The sequence below is a fragment of the Haloglomus salinum genome (assembly GCF_024298825.1).
Lineage (GTDB): Archaea > Halobacteriota > Halobacteria > Halobacteriales > Haloarculaceae > Haloglomus > Haloglomus salinum.
In genome coordinates, this window is the sequence record NZ_CP101153.1 from 1,491,619 (window position 1) to 1,507,975 (window position 16,357).

The 16,357-nt window shown below is 69.1% G+C and carries 12 protein-coding genes; 7 read left to right on the forward strand and 5 right to left on the reverse strand.

Features of this window, described 5'->3' with window-relative positions; all coding sequences use genetic code 11:
* Positions 1 to 138 precede the first annotated feature (138 nt).
* The 3 genes from NL115_RS07305 (at position 139) to NL115_RS07315 (ending at position 4,489) form a co-directional block, all read left to right on the forward strand.
* Complete coding sequence (locus NL115_RS07305) at positions 139 to 888, forward strand: helix-turn-helix domain-containing protein (protein ID WP_254832524.1); 750 nt, start codon at positions 139 to 141, stop codon at positions 886 to 888.
* An 84-nt stretch (positions 889 to 972) separates the two neighbouring features.
* The gene (locus NL115_RS07310; protein WP_254832525.1) at positions 973 to 3,378 is read left to right on the forward strand and encodes a heavy metal translocating P-type ATPase; all 2,406 of its coding nucleotides are present in this window, start codon (positions 973 to 975) and stop codon (positions 3,376 to 3,378) included.
* A 298-nt stretch (positions 3,379 to 3,676) separates the two neighbouring features.
* The gene (locus NL115_RS07315) at positions 3,677 to 4,489 is read left to right on the forward strand and encodes a 23S rRNA (uridine(2552)-2'-O)-methyltransferase (RefSeq protein WP_254833071.1); all 813 of its coding nucleotides are present in this window, start codon (positions 3,677 to 3,679) and stop codon (positions 4,487 to 4,489) included.
* Positions 4,490 to 4,498: 9 nt separating this feature from the next.
* On the opposite strand, the gene NL115_RS07320 is transcribed toward NL115_RS07315, so the two are convergent.
* Both NL115_RS07320 and NL115_RS07325 read right to left on the reverse strand, forming a co-directional pair.
* Positions 4,499 to 4,681 (reverse strand): ribbon-helix-helix domain-containing protein, encoded by a 183-nt coding sequence (locus NL115_RS07320; RefSeq protein ID WP_254832526.1) that lies wholly within the window; start codon positions 4,679 to 4,681, stop codon positions 4,499 to 4,501.
* Positions 4,682 to 4,922: 241 nt separating this feature from the next.
* Entirely contained in the window at positions 4,923 to 7,280 is a 2,358-nt protein-coding gene (locus NL115_RS07325) for a twin-arginine translocase subunit TatC (RefSeq protein WP_254832527.1), read from the reverse strand.
* Positions 7,281 to 8,188: 908 nt separating this feature from the next.
* Here NL115_RS07325 and pheS point away from each other — a divergent pair.
* Both pheS and pheT read left to right on the forward strand, forming a co-directional pair.
* Complete coding sequence (gene pheS, locus NL115_RS07330; protein WP_254832528.1) at positions 8,189 to 9,709, forward strand: phenylalanine--tRNA ligase subunit alpha; 1,521 nt, start codon at positions 8,189 to 8,191, stop codon at positions 9,707 to 9,709.
* Positions 9,709 to 11,484: a phenylalanine--tRNA ligase subunit beta gene (gene pheT / locus NL115_RS07335; RefSeq protein WP_254832529.1), complete on the forward strand. Its 1,776-nt coding sequence runs from the start codon at positions 9,709 to 9,711 to the stop codon at positions 11,482 to 11,484. The genes pheS and pheT overlap by 1 nt, the downstream gene beginning before the upstream one ends.
* A gap of 100 nt (positions 11,485 to 11,584) precedes the next feature.
* Here the strand turns inward: pheT and NL115_RS07340 are convergent, their stop codons facing one another.
* Positions 11,585 to 11,992: a DUF7473 family protein gene (locus NL115_RS07340; protein ID WP_254832530.1), complete on the reverse strand. Its 408-nt coding sequence runs from the start codon at positions 11,990 to 11,992 to the stop codon at positions 11,585 to 11,587.
* A gap of 162 nt (positions 11,993 to 12,154) precedes the next feature.
* Positions 12,155 to 12,718 carry a TATA-box-binding protein gene (locus NL115_RS07345; RefSeq protein ID WP_254824182.1) on the reverse strand — a complete coding sequence of 188 codons (564 nt, stop codon included), beginning with the start codon at positions 12,716 to 12,718 and terminating at the stop codon, positions 12,155 to 12,157.
* Between the two features lie 215 nt (positions 12,719 to 12,933).
* Here NL115_RS07345 and NL115_RS07350 point away from each other — a divergent pair, with 215 nt between their 5' ends.
* Both NL115_RS07350 and NL115_RS07355 read left to right on the forward strand, forming a co-directional pair.
* On the forward strand, positions 12,934 to 14,166 hold the full coding sequence (locus NL115_RS07350) for a TIGR01177 family methyltransferase (RefSeq protein WP_254833072.1): 1,233 nt from the start codon (positions 12,934 to 12,936) through the stop codon (positions 14,164 to 14,166).
* Between the two features lie 130 nt (positions 14,167 to 14,296).
* Positions 14,297 to 15,022 carry an HAD family hydrolase gene (locus NL115_RS07355; RefSeq protein ID WP_254832531.1) on the forward strand — a complete coding sequence of 242 codons (726 nt, stop codon included), beginning with the start codon at positions 14,297 to 14,299 and terminating at the stop codon, positions 15,020 to 15,022.
* Between the two features lie 302 nt (positions 15,023 to 15,324).
* On the opposite strand, the gene NL115_RS07360 is transcribed toward NL115_RS07355, so the two are convergent.
* Positions 15,325 to 16,353: an AAA family ATPase gene (locus NL115_RS07360; RefSeq protein ID WP_254832532.1), complete on the reverse strand. Its 1,029-nt coding sequence runs from the start codon at positions 16,351 to 16,353 to the stop codon at positions 15,325 to 15,327.
* Positions 16,354 to 16,357: the final 4 nt, after the last annotated feature.

The window sequence follows — 16,357 nt, forward strand, 5'->3', positions numbered from 1 at the left end:
TGGACGCGGTGGTCCCGGGAACTCGGCTATCACCGAGCGGTTCGACGGTGGGGGGTCCGGCCGGGAGGAGTTCGACCTGCATCAACGGGGATGGTACCGAGCCCACGTGTTATGCCCTGTGGCCGCCTACGCGGTGGTATGCGCGAACTCGTCTTCGCCCTCGAGTACGAGCCAGGGTGCAACAGGGTGGCGGACGCCCTCGCCGACCACCCCGACGCCCGCGTCCGCTCGCTCTCGCTGCACGCCACCGCCGAGCGGCTCTGGCGGGTCGACCACGCCAACGGGACCCCGGACGCGCTCGACGCCATCGAGGACGCCTTCCACAACAGCGACTACTACGCCGACTGCCTGGCGACCGAGGACTGTGGCGCCACGCAGACCACCCGCGTCCTCGACCGCACGGACGGTGCGCTCGTCCTCTACTCCGACTGGGAGCGCACGCCCACCTGTGCCTCGGTTCCCCACATCGCCCGCGACCACCTCGGGGACGGCGTGCTGTTCGAGACGCGCCACGAGGGCCGCCACTACACGTGGCGGCTCATCCACTCCGGGGAGGGGGACCTGGCGGCCTTCTTCGACGATCTGGAGGCGGCTGTCGGGGAGTGTGCCCGGCTGGAGATGCTCCGAACCGCGGATACTACGGCATCGGCTGGGGGGAGCGACGGGAAGACGAGCGGCCTGTCCCCGGAGCAGGAGGCCGCGCTCCGGGCAGCCGTCGAACACGGCTACTACGAGTCGCCCCGCGAGGTCGATGTCGGGGAGCTGGCCGAGCATCTCGACGTACCACGGTCGACGCTCACCTACCGGCTCCGCCGGGCGGAGGAACACCTGGCGAAGCAACACGTCGCAGGCGAGCGGGAAGCGAGCGAACGACTTGCGTCGCGCTGACGCCAGGGGCAGGCATCGCGCTGGCGCCCGCGAATTGGAATATTCCAACAAAGGGCTATCGAGCACCCGCTCCTACCCAGGGATATGACAGAGACCCCGAATGCGGCGGGGCCGCCACGCGGCAGCGGGCAGCGACGCGAGCTGACCGCCCGCCTCGCCGTCCCCGAGATGGACTGCCCCTCCTGCGCGCAGAAGGTCGACAAGAGCCTCGAGCGCGTCGACGGCGTGGTCGAGGTCGCTCTCCAGCCGACCACCGGCACGGCCACGGTCACCTACGACCCCGACCGCACCACCGAAGCCGATGTCGTTCGGGCCGTCGAGAACGCGGGCTACGAGGTCGTCGGTCGCGGTGCCGAGAGCGACGACGACAGGGGCGGCGGTGGGATGGAGGTCGCACCGCCGTCCGAGGTCTGGACGAGTTCCCGGGCGGTCAAGACGTGGGTCGGCGCGGTGTTCGTGTCGCTCGGCCTCCTCTTCAAGTTCGTCCTGGCCGGACAGAACCTCGCCGTCGCCAGCGTCCTCGAGCACCCACTTCACGTCGCGGACGTGCTCTTCCTCGTCGCGATCGTCACCAGCGGTATCCCGGTCGTTCGCGGCGGCTACTACTCCGCGAAGAACCTGAGCCTCGACATCGACCTGCTGATGGGGACGGCCATCATCGCCGCGACCGGCATCGGCTACTTCGTCGAGGCCGCGACGCTGGCGGTGCTGTTCAGTATCGCCGAACTGCTGGAGGACTACGCGATGGACCGGGCGCGTGACTCCCTGCGGGAGCTGATGGAGCTGTCGCCCGACGAGGCGACCGTCCGCCGCGACACCGGGTCGTCGGAGACACCCGGAACCGGCGGCGAGGAGGTGACCATCCCCGCCGACGAGGTCGAAGTCGGCGAGACGGTCATCGTCCGCCCCGGCGACAAGATCCCGCTCGACGGCACCGTCGTCGAGGGCAGGAGTGCCGTCGACGAGTCCCCCATCACCGGCGAGAGCGTCCCCGTCGACAAGGCGGTCGGCGACGAGGTGTACGCCGGCAGCATCAACGAGGACGGATATCTCGAGTTCGAGACGACCGCGCCCGCCTCGGAGTCGACGCTCTCCCAGATCATCGAGATGGTGCAGGGCGCACAGGCGAACAAGACCGAGAAGGAGCAGTTCGTCGACCGGTTCGCGGGCTACTACACCCCGGTGGTCGTCGTCCTGGCGATTCTGACCGCCGCGCTCCCGCCGCTGTTCATCAGTGGGGGGGCCACCGTCGGGGTCGCCGGCGTCTCGCACACCTTCAGCGGGAGCTGGCAGACGTGGTTCATCCGCGGGCTCACTCTGCTGGTCATCGCGTGTCCGTGTGCGTTCGTCATCTCCACGCCCGTCTCCGTGGTGTCGGGAATCACCAGCGCCGCGAAGAACGGCGTCCTCATCAAGGGTGGCAACCACCTCGAGGCGATGGGTGATGTCGACGCCATCGCCGTGGACAAGACGGGGACCCTCACCAGGGGCGAACTCGCGGTCACGGATGTGGTCTCGCTCGGTGATGCGAGCGAGGAGACAGTGCTCCGGCACGCGGCCGCGCTCGAGCAGCGGAGTGAACACCCCATCGGCGAGGCGATTCTCGCGTGTGCCGACGCGGCGGCGGTCGGCGACCTGCCGGGCATCGAAGGGTTCGAGAGCATCACGGGGAAGGGTATCCGCGCGGCTATCGGCGGCGAGACGTACTACGCGGGCAAGCCGTCCCTGTTCGAGGAACTGGGCTTCGACCTGGCGCACGCGCACCTCCGTGCCGACGGCGGGACGGTCGCCGAGGTGGCAGACGAGCAGTGCGAGCGCGAGGACTGTGCCGACATCGAGAACGGCGCTATCGCCCGGTTCGAGGACGAAGGGAAGACGGTCATCCTCGTCGGCACCGAGGACGAACTGGTCGGCGTCATCGCTATCGCCGACGAGGTGCGGCCGGCCGCCGAGCGGGCAGTCGAGCGGCTGCACGACCTCGGTGTCGCACACGTGGTGATGCTGACCGGCGACAACGAGGGCACCGCCCGCGCCATCGCCGGGCAGGTCGGCGTGGACGAGTACCGGGCCGAACTGTTGCCGGACGAGAAGGTCGACGCCGTGGCGGAGCTGCAGGCGGAGTACGGCGACGTGGCGATGGTCGGCGACGGCATCAACGACGCCCCCGCGCTGGCGACCGCCGATGTCGGAATCGCGATGGGCGCCGCCGGCACGGACACGGCCATCGAGACCGCCGACATCGCGCTGATGGGTGACGACATCGGCAAGCTCCCCTACCTCTACGCGCTCTCGAACAAGGCCAACGGCGTCATCAGGCAGAACATCTGGTCGAGTCTCGGCGTGAAGGCACTGCTCGCACTCGGCGTCCCGCTGGGGCTGGTGAGCGTCGCGCTGGCGGTCGTGGTCGGCGACATGGGGATGAGCCTCGGCGTGACGGGCAACTCGATGCGGCTCTCGCGGATGGCGCCCGACCGGTTCTTCGACACCTGAGGTCCGGTCCGGCGAACTCCAGCCCCGGTATCGTCACCGGTTCCTCCCACGGCTGACGCCGTGGTCGCTCGCCTCGCCACCGGAGACGTCTGGCGTCGGACACGACGGCGGCGGCGGACAGCACCCGTACGGGCGCATCCGATGTCCATTTCCCCATCGACGGCGTCACGACGGGTATGACCGTGGATTCGGCGGAACCGGGGAGCCGACCATCACGCTCGGAGGACAGGGAACGACCGGGGCGAGACACCCAGTGGACCCCCTCCGAGACCGTGTCGGTGAACACGGTGAGATGGACATGACGGGTCGTGACGAGTACTACAACCGCGCCAAGCAGGAGGGCTACCGCTCGCGGGCGGCGTACAAGCTCCAGCAACTCGACGAGGAGTGTGGCCTCCTCTCACAGGGCGACATCGTCGTCGACCTGGGTGCCGCTCCCGGTGGCTGGCTGCAGGTCGCGGCCCAGCGCGTCGGTGCGAGCGGCAAGGTCGTCGGCGTCGACCTCCAGAACGTCCGGAACCTCTCGGAGGACGAGGCCGGCAGCGGCGACGGTGCCGCACACGTCGAGACCGTCCGCGGGGACATGACCGAGGCCGACACCCGCGAGCGGGTCCAGGAGCTGGTCGGCGAGGGCGGCGCCGACACCGTCCTCTCGGACATGGCGCCGAACATGAGCGGGGAGTACGACCTCGACCACGCCCGCTCGGTCCACCTCGCGCGACAGGCGTTCGAGACCGCACTGACGGTGCTCCCGGCGGGCGGCGACCTCGCCGTGAAGGTGTTCGACGGACGCGACCTCGACGACCTGAAGGCCGATGTCGACGCGGAGTTCGAGTACGTCCGCGAGGTCCGGCCGCCCGCCTCGCGGGACGCGTCCTCGGAGCTCTACCTCGTCGCGAAGAACCGCCTCACGGCACCCGTCCGAGCCGGAGACGAGGTCGTCGTCGAGGTGAGCGACGAGGGCAACGAGGGCGACGGCATCGCCCGCGTCGAGGGGTACACGCTGTTCGTCCCGGGAACGAGCGTGGGCGACCGGGTTCGGGTACGGGTCGACGAGGTGAAGCCGAAATTCGGCTTCGCCGAGGTCGTGGACCGGGACCCGGACGAGTAGTGCCGCAGGCTACCCTTCTTCCTCGTCGTCCAGCCGCCCGTGGCGGGCGTCGATCTCGTCCAGCACGTCCAGCGTCTTCCGCACGGAGGCGCGGATGGCGTCGCTCCGGTTGACGAACTTCCCGTCGTCGCCGACGTGCTCGTCGAGGTCCTCGAGGAGCTCCTGGGGCATCTCGACGGATATCTTGGGCATACCGCGTCTATCGGCCGGACGATATTGACCTTCGGGGTCGGGCGCGGAGGGATGCGAAGTTACCGGGCAGGGAGGGCTGTGACGAACACTGATGTGTTTCCACGAACGATGTGGCGGTATGCCGAAGTTCGTTCCCCTGTCCGAGGTCGAGAAGGCGGCGATGCGAAGGGGGAGATTCCCGTCCGGCATCGAGACCGACGAGGATGATGTAGACAACTGTCTCTACGGGTGACGGGCGCGCTCAATCCGCCGCCTCGGCCTCCGGCGCGGGCTTCGGCGGCCCGCCGCGTCGGCCGCCCAGCGTGACGACGTACAGCAGGCCCAGCCCCGCGAAGTACGCCAGCAGGACCGGGATGCCGACGATGAACATCGAGAAGACGCTTTTCGGCGTGAACAGCGCGGCGCCGCCGAGGATGAGCACGGTCACCTCGCGCCAGCGCCCCAGCTGCGTGCGGTAGGGCACCAGCCCGCCCCGGTGGAACAGGTACATGGTGACGGGGATATCGAACAGCAGCCCGACGCCGACGGTCGTGAAGAAGACCAGCCAGCCGAAGGAGTTGATCTGGTAGGCGATGACCATGTTCGCGCCGAGCGCGTCCGCGACGAGCCAGGAGATGATGTTGGGCGCGACGTAGAGGAAGCCGACCGCACTGCCGGCGACGAGGCCGAGTGTCGTGAGCCCGCCCCACAGGAGCAGGACGTTGCGGTCGCCGGCGGCGAAGCCACGCTCCTTCAGCGCGGGCCACGCGAAGTACAGCAGCACCGGCAGCGTGGCGACCGCGGCGAAGATGACCGAGACCTTGATCTCGAAGATGAGCACCTCGACCGGATGGAGCGCGACGATGTCGATGGCGCTCGGGTCGACCACCTGCGACGGGACGCGGCTGATGAACTGCTCTTTCAGGTAACCGATACCGCCCAGATAGAGCGCGCTGAATGAGGCCGCCAGCACGACCATGAACAGCCCAACGATGAGGAACGCCTTCGAGGTGAGCGACTCGACGATGAACTGGATGTCGTAGAGGTAGCCGCCGATGTCGTCCTCGTCGGTTTCCTCGGCGGTGAAGGCGTTGGCGACGCCCGCGGCAGTGCGGGTGCCGACGCCGGCCTCCTCCGTGTCGGCGCTGACGCCGGCCTCGTTCGGGCCCGGCTCCGCCGCGCCCGCCGGGCGGCCCACGTCGTTGGCCGCGGCCGCGGTCGCCCCCTTCTCGACGGGGTCGGCCTCGGCCAGCTCCTGGGCCTCGTCGAAGCGGTCGAGGATGGCCTGGGCCGTGTCGGGGTCGTCCTCGTCCATGGCGTCGCCGGCGAGCGAAAGCGCCTCGTCCTCCTCCATATCGGCGAACGCCTCGATGGGTGCTGCACGGATGCCGCCCGCATCGAGCTCCGAGAGGTCGATATCCCCGGGCGCACCGGTCGAGGCGGGGGCGGGGCCGCCCTCGCCCGCCGTCGCCGAGCGATTGAGCCCACGCTCGACCGCTTTCAGCCCACCCTCGGCCTCGATGATGTCGTCGACGGCGGCGACCAGGAGGTACGCCAGCGCCACGAGGACGGCCCCCAGCGCGACGGCGACGGCGCCGATACCGAGCGCGACCTCGGGCGAGAGCCCGAGGATGGGGTCGGGCGTCCACTGCGAGGGCGGACGGAGCCGTCCCGTCGCGGTGTACCGGTCGAGGACGGTCAGGGCGGCGTTGACACGCGGGACCAGCGAGTCGGCCGCGCCGGCCAGCAGCGCCTGGTAGCCGAAGTAGGTCGCGGCGAAGGCGACGGCGGCCGCGCCGGCGAGCACGTTCCAGCGGGCGCGGGCGACGTTCTTGACCCCGAGGCGCTGGCTGGACACCTTCGCGGTGACGACGAACTTCGATATCTGGAGGCTGATGGCGTAGAGGACGACCAGCGGTGTCGCCCACATCAGCTGCGTGAGCGGGTCCGGCGGCGTGAAGAGGGCGCCGATGGCGTACAGCCCGACGATGGCGTGGCGCCAGTAGTCACGGAACGTCGTGTACGGGACGACACCCGAATACGAGAGTGCGCTCATCACGAGCGGGAGCTGGGCCGCGAGCCCGAACGAGGCCGAGAGCAGCATGATGAACTGCGCCCACTTGACGATGGAGTAGGTGGGCGCGAAGCCGGACTGGACGGCGTTCTCGGCGAGGAACTGGAAGGCGGTGGGGAAGAAGACGGCGTAGCCGTACGCGACGCCGCCGCAGAACAGCAGGAAGCTGAAGAACGAGACGGTGGCGATCTTCCAGCGGGGGATGCCGGTCGGCCAGATGCCACGCGCTTTCAGCGCGTCCCGGGAGTAGTAGAGCAACAGGGGGAGCGCGACGAGTATCCCGACGACGAGGCCGATCTTCACCTGGAGGAGGATGACGTCGAACGGCGTGACCGCGACGATGACGATGTCCTCCTGAACGTTGAGGTCGGCCTTCAGCTGGGCCCAGACGAAGTTCCGGAGGACGTAGATGGTCCCCATGAGCCCGACGACGAACAGGATGAACACCTTCTGCAGGTGCTTCTGGACCTGCCGGAGCATCGCGCCCGCCGTCTCACGGCCACTGTCCAGCGTCCGGGCCGTGTCCTCGTCCAGGTATGATGACACTGCCAGTCAGTTACGTGGAGGCACCTATCAATCTTTCAGATATCGGGACGAGGTCGTCGTCTGCCGAGACTCCCGCTCCCAGCGACGAACGAGGACAACAGCGACGACAGCGACCCACAGCAGCGCCGACCGAAGACAGCAAGACGGCTACGAAGCCCTCGTGCGCTCCCGGCCGGAGAGCGGTTGCTCCGTCGGCCGGTTCCGGGGCCAGGAAGCGCGCCAGCGGCCCCCCTGTGGAGGTCGTTCGCGCCAGCGAGCGGGCCGGAACACCCCGCCGCTGGCGCGGGGAGGTGTGGGGACGCTAGCACTCCGCTGGAACCACAACGCGCGAACGCTCGATGCGACCAGCAACAGGGCGGGACTGAAAGGGGCCGCCCGCTCGACGAAGCACGCCGACGCAAGCACCGCAACGAGCGAAGCGAGTGAGGAGCGCAGCGAGGCGCGCGAGTCGAGCGGGCGGGGGCTTTCAACAGGAGTCGATTGTCGCTATCGTAGCAGCCATAATAAAGAGAGTTAATTTTCTAAGAACCAGATTAGAATAATATATACCAAATAAATGATATAATTGAGTGATAATAGGATAGTTGGATGCTTGAACGCAGAATTCCCCTGCCCACGGTCCCACAACACTCAAGTTCCGTTCCCACCCATCCGGTCCCATGCCAGTCGGACGCACCGGACGGCGCGTCGCCCCGCAACCGCCAGCGGCGTCCGACCCGTTCTTCTTCGCCTGACGCGGCGGCGGACCCGCTGACCCCTCGGAAACTGGAGACGAAACGAAGGGGTCGGCGGGGAAACCGTCGCGCAGGTCGGAACCGTTAGTTGACCGGCCGCCGCAGGCATCGACGACGACCATCCGGGCGGCCATCCGCCGGCCGCTCGCACGCACGACACCCAATCACCACAACATGCGACTTCCGGCAACACAGGTCGCGCTGCTCGAGGCCGCCAGCGCGACCGAGACGAAGACGGTCGAATCGCTCGCCGAACAGGTAGACGCCGACACGACCGCGGTCACGAACGCCGCGTTCGAACTCGAGGCCGAGAGCCTCGTCGAGGTCGACGAGTACGCCGCCGAGGACGTCGACCTCACCGAGGAGGGCGAGCGCTACCGCGAGGACGGGCTGCCCGAGTTGCGGCTGTATCGGGCGGCCGTCGATGCGGGGGCCGAGGACGACCCCGTCGGCATCGGCCAGCTGGTCGGCGCCGCCGAACTGGACGGCCCCGAGGTCGACATCGCACTCTCGAACTTCGCGCGGAAGGGCTTCGGCGACATCGAGGAGGGCGCCGTGACGGTGGACCTCGAGGGCGGCCCGGACGTGGACCCCGACGACGACCCGGAGGAGGGTGCGCTGGACGCCATCGCCGGCGGGAACGCCGGCTACCTCGACGGGAACGTCCTCGACCGGCTGGTCGACCGTGGCCTCGCCACCCGGCACGAGACGACCGTGCGCTCCGTGACGCTCACGGACGAGGGCGTGACGGCGCTGATGGAGGGCGTCGAGGTGGCCGAGACCGTCGGCGCGCTCACGCCCGAACTCCTCACGAGCGGTGAGTGGGAGGACGTCGAGTTCGCCGAGTACAACGTCGCGGCCGACGCCGAGGCCGAGTACGGCGGCCGCAAGCACGTCCTCCGGCAGACCGCCGACCGGGTGAAGGACGTCCTCGTGGGGATGGGGTTCCAGGAGATGGAGGGCCCCCACGCCGACGCGGAGTTCTGGATCAACGACTGCCTGTTCATGCCACAGGACCACCCCGCCCGGACCCACTGGGACCAGTTCGCGCTGGACGTGCCGCCGATGCGTGACCTGCCCGACGACCTCGTGGACCGGGTCGAGTCCGCCCACCGGGAGGGCGTCGGCGACGACGGCGACGGCTACCACTCCCCCTGGACCGAGGACGTCGCGAAGGGCGTCGACCTGCGGGGCCACACCACCTCACTGTCGATGCGCTACCTCTCCGGCGAGCAGGTGGGCGAGCTGGAGCCGCCCCAGCGGTGGTTCTCCGTCGAGAAGGTGTACCGCAACGACACGCTCGACCCGACGCACCTGCTGGAGTTCTTCCAGATCGAGGGCTGGGTGATGGCCGAGGACCTCTCCGTGCGGGACCTGATGGGGACGTTCACGGAGTTCTACGAGCAGTTCGGCATCACGGACATCGAGTTCAAGCCCCACTACAACCCGTACACGGAGCCCTCGTTCGAGCTGTTCGGCACGCATCCGAAGACGGGCGAGATCGTCGAGATCGGCAACTCGGGTATCTTCCGCGAGGAGGTGCTCCGGCCGCTCGGCGTGGAGTGCGACGTGATGGCCTGGGGACTGGCGCTGGAGCGACTGCTCATGCTCATGTACGGCTTCGAGGACATCCGCGACGTGCACGGGACGCTGTGTGACCTGGACCTCCTGCGGACCGCGGAGGTGGTGAACTGATGCCCGTCGTCGACGTGGACCCGGACGAGCTGCGGCACCTGACCGGGCACGACGAGAAGGACGACGAGGAACTCAAGGACGACCTGTTCGCGCTCGGCCTGGAGTACGAGGGCGAGACCGAGGACGGCCTGATGCAGCTGGAGTTCGCGCCCGACCGCCTCGACCGCCTGTCGGTCGAGGGGGTGGCGCGCTCCCTGCGCTACCAGTACGGCGACGACCGCGGCGTCTACCTCCCGAACACGAACGACGCCGACTGGACCATCGAGGTCGAGGAGTCCGTTCCCGCCGAGCGCCCGTACGTCACGGGCGCCATCGTCCGCGGCCTGGACATGGACGAGGCGGGCCTGGACTCACTCATCCAGTTGCAGGAGAAGCTCCACGCCACGATGGGCCGCAAGCGCGCGAAGGGCGCCATCGGCGTCCACGACCTGACGATGCTGAAGGGAGGACCGGCCGCGGGAGACGGGGACGGCCAGAAGTCCATCCGCTACGTCGGCATCGAGCCCGACGGCGACACGTTCGTCCCGCTGGACTCGAACCGGGAGCTGACGCCCGGAGAGGTCCTCACCGAGCACGACACCGGCGAGACGTACGCCGACCTCGTGGCCGACTACGAGCGCTACCCGGCCATCTACGACGACGTGGGGCTGTTCTCGTTCCCGCCCGTCATCAACGGGAAGCGCACGGAGGTCGAGACCGACAGCCGGGACCTGTTCATCGAGATGACGGGGACCGACCAGTGGACCATCGACAAGATGCTCAACATCGTCTGCTACGCGCTCGACGCGCGTGGTGGACGGGTCGAGCGCGTCGACGTCGAGTACCCCGACCGCACCCTCGACCGGCCGGACCTCTCGGTCTCGGAGAAGTCGGTCAGCCACCAGCGCATCGAGTCGCTGCTCGGCATCTCGCTGGAGGCCCGCGAGGTCGTCGACCTGATGGAGCGCGCGGGGCTGGACGCGACGGCCGAGGGGGTCGACGACCCCGACGACATCGACACCGACGAGGTCGTCTACGACGCCGAGGTACCGCCCTACCGCGTGGACGTGCTCCATCCGCTCGACCTCGTGGACGACGTGGGGCGGGCGTACGGCTTCAACGACCTCGAGCCGCGCTACCCCGAGATCGGCACCATCGGTGGCCGCCACGAGCGCTCCCGCGTCGAGGACGCCGCCCGCGACGCCTTGGTCGGCCTGGGCTTCGAGGACATGCTCGACTTCCACATGATAAGCGAGGGCGAAAACTACGAGCGGATGGGCCTCTCCGTGCCCGAGACAGACGGCGACGACGAGGTCACGCCCGACCCCGACGCCCCGGTCGGTGCGTCACCCCCCGTGACCATCACCGAACCGTACAGCGAGGACTACACGATGGTCCGGACGTGGGCACTCCCGTCGCTGGTGATGGTCCTCGAACGGAACACGCACCGCGCGTACCCGCAGGACCTCGCGGAGATAGGCCTCGCCGCCCACCGCGACGACTCGGAGAACACCCGCGTCAGCGAGCACCGCACCGTCGCCGGCGTGCTGGCGCGGACGGACGCCACCTACGAGGACGCGAAGGGCAAGCTCCAGGCGCTCACGCGGGCGTTCGACGTGGACCTGGAGACGCCGCCCACCTCGCACCCCTCGTTCATCGACGGGCGCACGGCGTCGGTGGTCATCGACGGCGACGATGTGGGCGTCGTCGGCGAGCTCCACCCCCGCGTGCTGGTCGAGCACGACCTCGAACTGCCGGTCGCAGGCTTCGAGTTCCGGCTGGACGCGCTGCGATAAGTCTATTAAGTTCCGAATTTCGGAAATATATCTCCCCCAGACCATATTCTCGCGCAATAAAGAACCTGTTGAAGATTCCGGAAGAGGTCTATCGAGGGAGTCACAGCACGCCGAACACGTTCGCCAGTGCGACCCCCAGCACGGCGGCGAAGCCGAAGTGCAACGCCACGAGCGGCGCGGTCGACCGGGTGCGGAGTCGGTAGACCGTACTGATAGCGATGCCATCCGCGACCAGCGTGGCGGCGATGGTGACCCCCGCCAGCAGCGAGGGGCCGACGCCGAACGCGCCGCCCGCGACGCCGTACTGCTGGAGGAGGATGGAGACGGCGGCAGGGAGGGCCGCGGCGGTGGCGGCCTTCTGCGAGGGCACGTCCCCGATGAAGAACGTGGCCGCGAGATGGAGCGTGAACGCGTAGAACAGCCACGTCAGCAGGAAGGTGACGATGACAGCGAGTGGGCCGCCGCCGGTGACCGACTGGAGCGGCACGGGCGCGATGGGACCGGCCATACCCCTGCTGGGTGCTCGTGGCGCATGTAGCCTCCGGACTCGGATGTACGTGGGGACGGGAGATGCGCGGGCCGAAGACGCGAGCTGTGGCGACGGCGGCGGCTACACGGCTCGGGAGACGGAAAGAGAACAGGAGAGAGAACCGTCGGTTCGTCCGGCGTCTTACCCGTCCAGCAGGCCGAGCTTGTCGAGTTCGGAGACGATCTTGTCGACGGCGTGCTCGGCGTCCTCGGGCTGCTTGCCGCCCGTGATGACGAGCTTGCCGGAGCCGAACAGGAGCGCCACGACATCGGGCTCGTCGAGTCGATAGACGAGGCCGGGGAACTGCTCGGGCTCGTATTCGATGTTCTCCAGGCCCAGGCCGATAGCGATGGCGTTCAGGTTGAGGTTGCGCCCGAGGTCCGCGCTCGTGACGATATTCTGGACGACGATTTCGGGGTCCTCGTCGACCTCGATGTTCAGGTCGCGGAGCTTGTCGAAGACGATGCGCAGGGACTCGTGGACATCGTCCGTGCTCTTGGCACCCGTACAGACGATCTTCCCGGAACGGAAGATGAGAGCGGCGCTCTTCGGTTCCTGGGTCCGGTAGACCAGCCCGGGGAACTGCTCGGGGTCGTAGTCGGCGCCCTCGAGGTCCATGGCCACGCTCTGCAGGTCGAGCTCCTGGCCGATACCCGTCGAGGCCACCACGTTCTCGATGTTGATGGTTTCCTTGGGGTCGCTCATCGTATGCCTTAAGCCACGTATTTAACCTTTATAAATATGGGTGGTGGTGGCTGACAGGTCGAGAACCGGAGATATCACGCGCCTCGCGCCGATTCAGCTTATAAAGCGGCATCGATTGCCGCTTGAAGTGGGGGCGTGTGTCGCTCCTGAAACGGAGTGGTTGCCGGGTCGGCCGGACCGGCACCCTCATGCCCGACGCGGCCCCGACCCCGGCCGTGTACGTCCTCGAACTGGGCGGCCAGGACGACCGGTTCGCGCGCCGCGAGGCCGAGAGCGCCTGCTCCGCCGTCGAGCCGCTGGGAACGGGCCTCGCGACCGCGCGCGGCGTCACCGACCGCGTCCGTGGACTGGCGTTCACCCAGCGCGCCGCCGAACTCGTCGGGCGGACGGCCCCCCGCATCGAGGACGCCGTGACCCTGCTCGACGCCGCCGCACTCGCTCGCGAGGGCTCCGTTCGCGTCCGTGCCCGCGACGTGCGCGGACTGACCGACGTGGACACGAAGCAGGCCGAGCGCGACCTCGGGCAGGTGCTCGTCGACCGCGGCTTCACGGTCGACCTGGAGGACCCGGACCACGAACTCCGGGCCCTGTTCGCCGCCCCGCCTGGACACGACGACGCGGACGACGGCACCGTCACCATCGGCATCGACGACACACGCGACGTGGAGGTCGTCGAACACGAGGGGACGGCCGACACGAGCGAACTCGGCGGCCTCGACGGCCCCGGCGGCGAGGAGCCGGGCGTCTGCGCACTGGGCTGGCTGACCGCCGAGAGCCAGCGGGATTTCGGCGACCGCCAGCCGACCGACAAGCCGTTCTTCCAGCCCGGGAGCATGGACCCGCTCCTGGCCCGGGCGCTGGCGAACATCGCCGGCGCACGGCCCGGCCGGACACTACTGGACCCGATGTGCGGGACGGGCGGTCTGCTCGCCGAGGGCGCACTCGTCGGCGCCGACGTGGTCGGCATCGACGCCCAGTACAAGATGGTCCGGGGCGCGACCGAGAACCTCGCGTACTATCTCGGCAGGGAGGAGGACGCGAACGGGGAGGGCACACCGGACGGGCTCTCAGGTGCCGCCGACGACCCCGGTGACGCGGCCGTCTGCCGGGGCGACGCCCGGCGACTCCCCATCGCGGGCGAGGAGGGCGAGGGGCCCATCGACGCCGTCGTCTTCGACGCACCGTACGGTCGGCAGTCGTGGGCCAGCGACGAGCTCTCGGCCGTGGTCGGCGACGCGCTCGCGGAGGCCCGCCGGGTCGCCCGCCGGGCCGTCGTCGTCGGGGACCGGCCGTGGACCGACGCGGCCGAAACCGCGGGCTGGACCGTCACCGACCGCTTCGACCGGCGCGTCCACGGCTCGCTGGTCCGGCACGTCCTCGTGCTGACGGCCGGCGACGAGCCTGCCGACGAGCGAGACGACGAACGCGACAGCGAGCCCGCCGGATAGTCCCATCCACGGCAGCTTCCGGCGCTGATGGCAGAGCCGAAGCGACCGGGCGGACGACTCCGCGTGGGTCGGACCACCGTCACCCGGCCGAACCGGTACCTTTTCTCTCGCGACCTGCCACCGCTCCCCCGTGCGCGAACGGTACGTCTGCCTCACCTTCGACACGCTCGCGGCCCGTGTGGGGAGCACGCCCGCGGGTGCGTACGGGCCGTCCGACGACGACTGGGCCGGAGCGCTCCGTGACGCTGTGGCCGCGAGCAGCGTCGGGCGCACCACGACCCCCGACGCGGTCCGTCCCCACCTCGACCTCCCGTGGCACCACCCCGACCGGATGCACGCCGACCGGCGCGGCGAGGACTGGTGGCGCCACCACGAGTCGGCGTTCGCCGACGCGCTCGCGGCCGTGGATGTCCCCCGCCGGCAGGCCGACGCGGTCGCACGGGGCGTCCGCGAGGCGTATCTCGACCCGACGGCGTGGGCCGCCGTCGAGGACGCGAACACGGCGCTGGACCGCCTCTCGGGCGCCGGCTGGAAGCCCGTCGTCTACCTGAACGGTCCACCGGAGGTCGAGACGTTACTCGCGACCGTCGGCCTCGACGACCGGGTGCACGAGGCGTTCACCTCGGCGCTCACGGGCTACGAACTGCCCCACGCCCGCGCCTTCGAGACCGTCGAGGACGCGCTCGGCGACTGCCGGCTCTGGTTCGCCGGCCGCGACCCGGCCGGGGCCGCGGGGGCGCTGGACCTCGGGATTCCGGGTATCGTGGTGGCGCCCGACGCCGACGCGGCCCTACCGCCCGGCGCACGGTCGGTCGCGACGCTCGATGGAGTGGCCGACCTGCTCGACGGGAACTGACGCCGAGAACCGCACCGCTCGGCCGGTTCCGAGCACAGGAAGCGCGCGGGCGCGCCCCGGGTGAGCCGCCGAGCCACCGGCGAGGGGGCGAACCCTCCTGCCGCGCCCGCGGGGGGAGGTGAGGGGCCACTAGCACTCCGCTGGAACCACCACGCCCCTCGCTCGACCCGAAACGCAGCCCATCGGGGACCCGAACCACGCGGGAGTGTTGTTCCCCCTCGAAGCGGCCCCATACATGGATACGAGCGATATCCCCGATTATTCGGTTTTTTGAAAACGTATGCTGATTTTTGTTCAGTTAGTCACGCACTACCGCGAGAGCGACCGAGTTCCGCGAGCAGATGCGAGAGGTGGACCCGGTCCGAGGTGCCCTCGACGAGGTCCATGTCCACCTCGCCGGCGAGCTGGTGGAGCCGAGCCAGGTCCCAGTTGCGGTTGCTCTCGCGGGCCACGCGCAGCAGTTCGGCCAGCAGTTCGTCGCCCGACAGGCCCTCGTCCTCGAGCAGGTCGTCGAGCGTCGACCGGGCGGCGTCGAAATCCCCTGATGCGGCGGCGGCGAGCATCTCCTCGACGTGGGCATCCACACCGACCTCGCCGAGCGCCTCGTAGGCCGTGTCCATCGTGACGGCCGCCCCGTCGCCGTCGTCGGCCTTCGAGGCGACCAGCTGGGCGCCGAGAATCGCCCGCCGGAGGTCACCGTCGCCGTAGCTCGCCACGAAGTCGATACCCTGGTCGTCGTACGCCACGTCCTCGGCGTCGAGAATACGGCGGAGGACCGTCGCCGTCTCGTCGTGGGTCGGCGACCGCATCGGCACCGGGAAACACCGCGACTCGATAGGGGGAATCAGTTTCGAGGGCTGCCGGGTCGCGATGACGAACTGCGTGGTCCGAGCGTACTGCTCCATCACGCGGCGCAACGCCTGCTGGAAGTCCTCGCGGATGGCCTCGGCGTTGTCGAGCAGCACCGTCTTGTACGTCCCCGAGACGGGCTGGTGGGCCGCGGACTCCTTGAGAACGTGGTTTATCATGTCGCGCTTGCTCATCCGGGAGCGACCCTCCAGGAAGGGCGCGAAGCGCGGGTCGTTCTTGATCTCCGTCTTCGTCCGGCCGAAGAAGTCCGCGACGTTGATCTCCACGAGGTCGTTGTCCGGGTCCGCGTGGGCCTCGCGAGCAAGCGCGCGAGCGGCAGCCGTCTTGCCGACTCCCTCCGGCCCGTGGAGGACGAGGTTTATCGGCTCGTTCACGGCCTCGGTCAGGTAGTCGCGCACGTCCGGCTGGGGGAGGTCCGCGAGGTCGGGCGCGTGCGTCTCCGTCCACAGCGGGGCGTCCATCGGC

Bases quoted from the DNA above. Each gene is read 5' to 3' on its own strand.
- NL115_RS07310 (WP_254832525.1), top strand. From the start codon at position 973: ATGACAGAGACCCCGAATGCGGCGGGGCCGCCACGCGGCAGCGGGCAG.
- NL115_RS07345 (WP_254824182.1), bottom strand. From the start codon at position 12,718: ATGAGCGACCCCAAGGAAACCATCAACATCGAGAACGTGGTGGCCTCG.
- pheT (WP_254832529.1), top strand. From the start codon at position 9,709: ATGCCCGTCGTCGACGTGGACCCGGACGAGCTGCGGCACCTGACCGGG.
- NL115_RS07340 (WP_254832530.1), bottom strand. From the start codon at position 11,992: ATGGCCGGTCCCATCGCGCCCGTGCCGCTCCAGTCGGTCACCGGCGGC.
- NL115_RS07305 (WP_254832524.1), top strand. From the start codon at position 139: ATGCGCGAACTCGTCTTCGCCCTCGAGTACGAGCCAGGGTGCAACAGG.
- NL115_RS07320 (WP_254832526.1), bottom strand. From the start codon at position 4,681: ATGCCCAAGATATCCGTCGAGATGCCCCAGGAGCTCCTCGAGGACCTC.
- NL115_RS07360 (WP_254832532.1), bottom strand. From the start codon at position 16,353: ATGGACGCCCCGCTGTGGACGGAGACGCACGCGCCCGACCTCGCGGAC.
- pheS (WP_254832528.1), top strand. From the start codon at position 8,189: ATGCGACTTCCGGCAACACAGGTCGCGCTGCTCGAGGCCGCCAGCGCG.
- NL115_RS07315 (WP_254833071.1), top strand. From the start codon at position 3,677: ATGACGGGTCGTGACGAGTACTACAACCGCGCCAAGCAGGAGGGCTAC.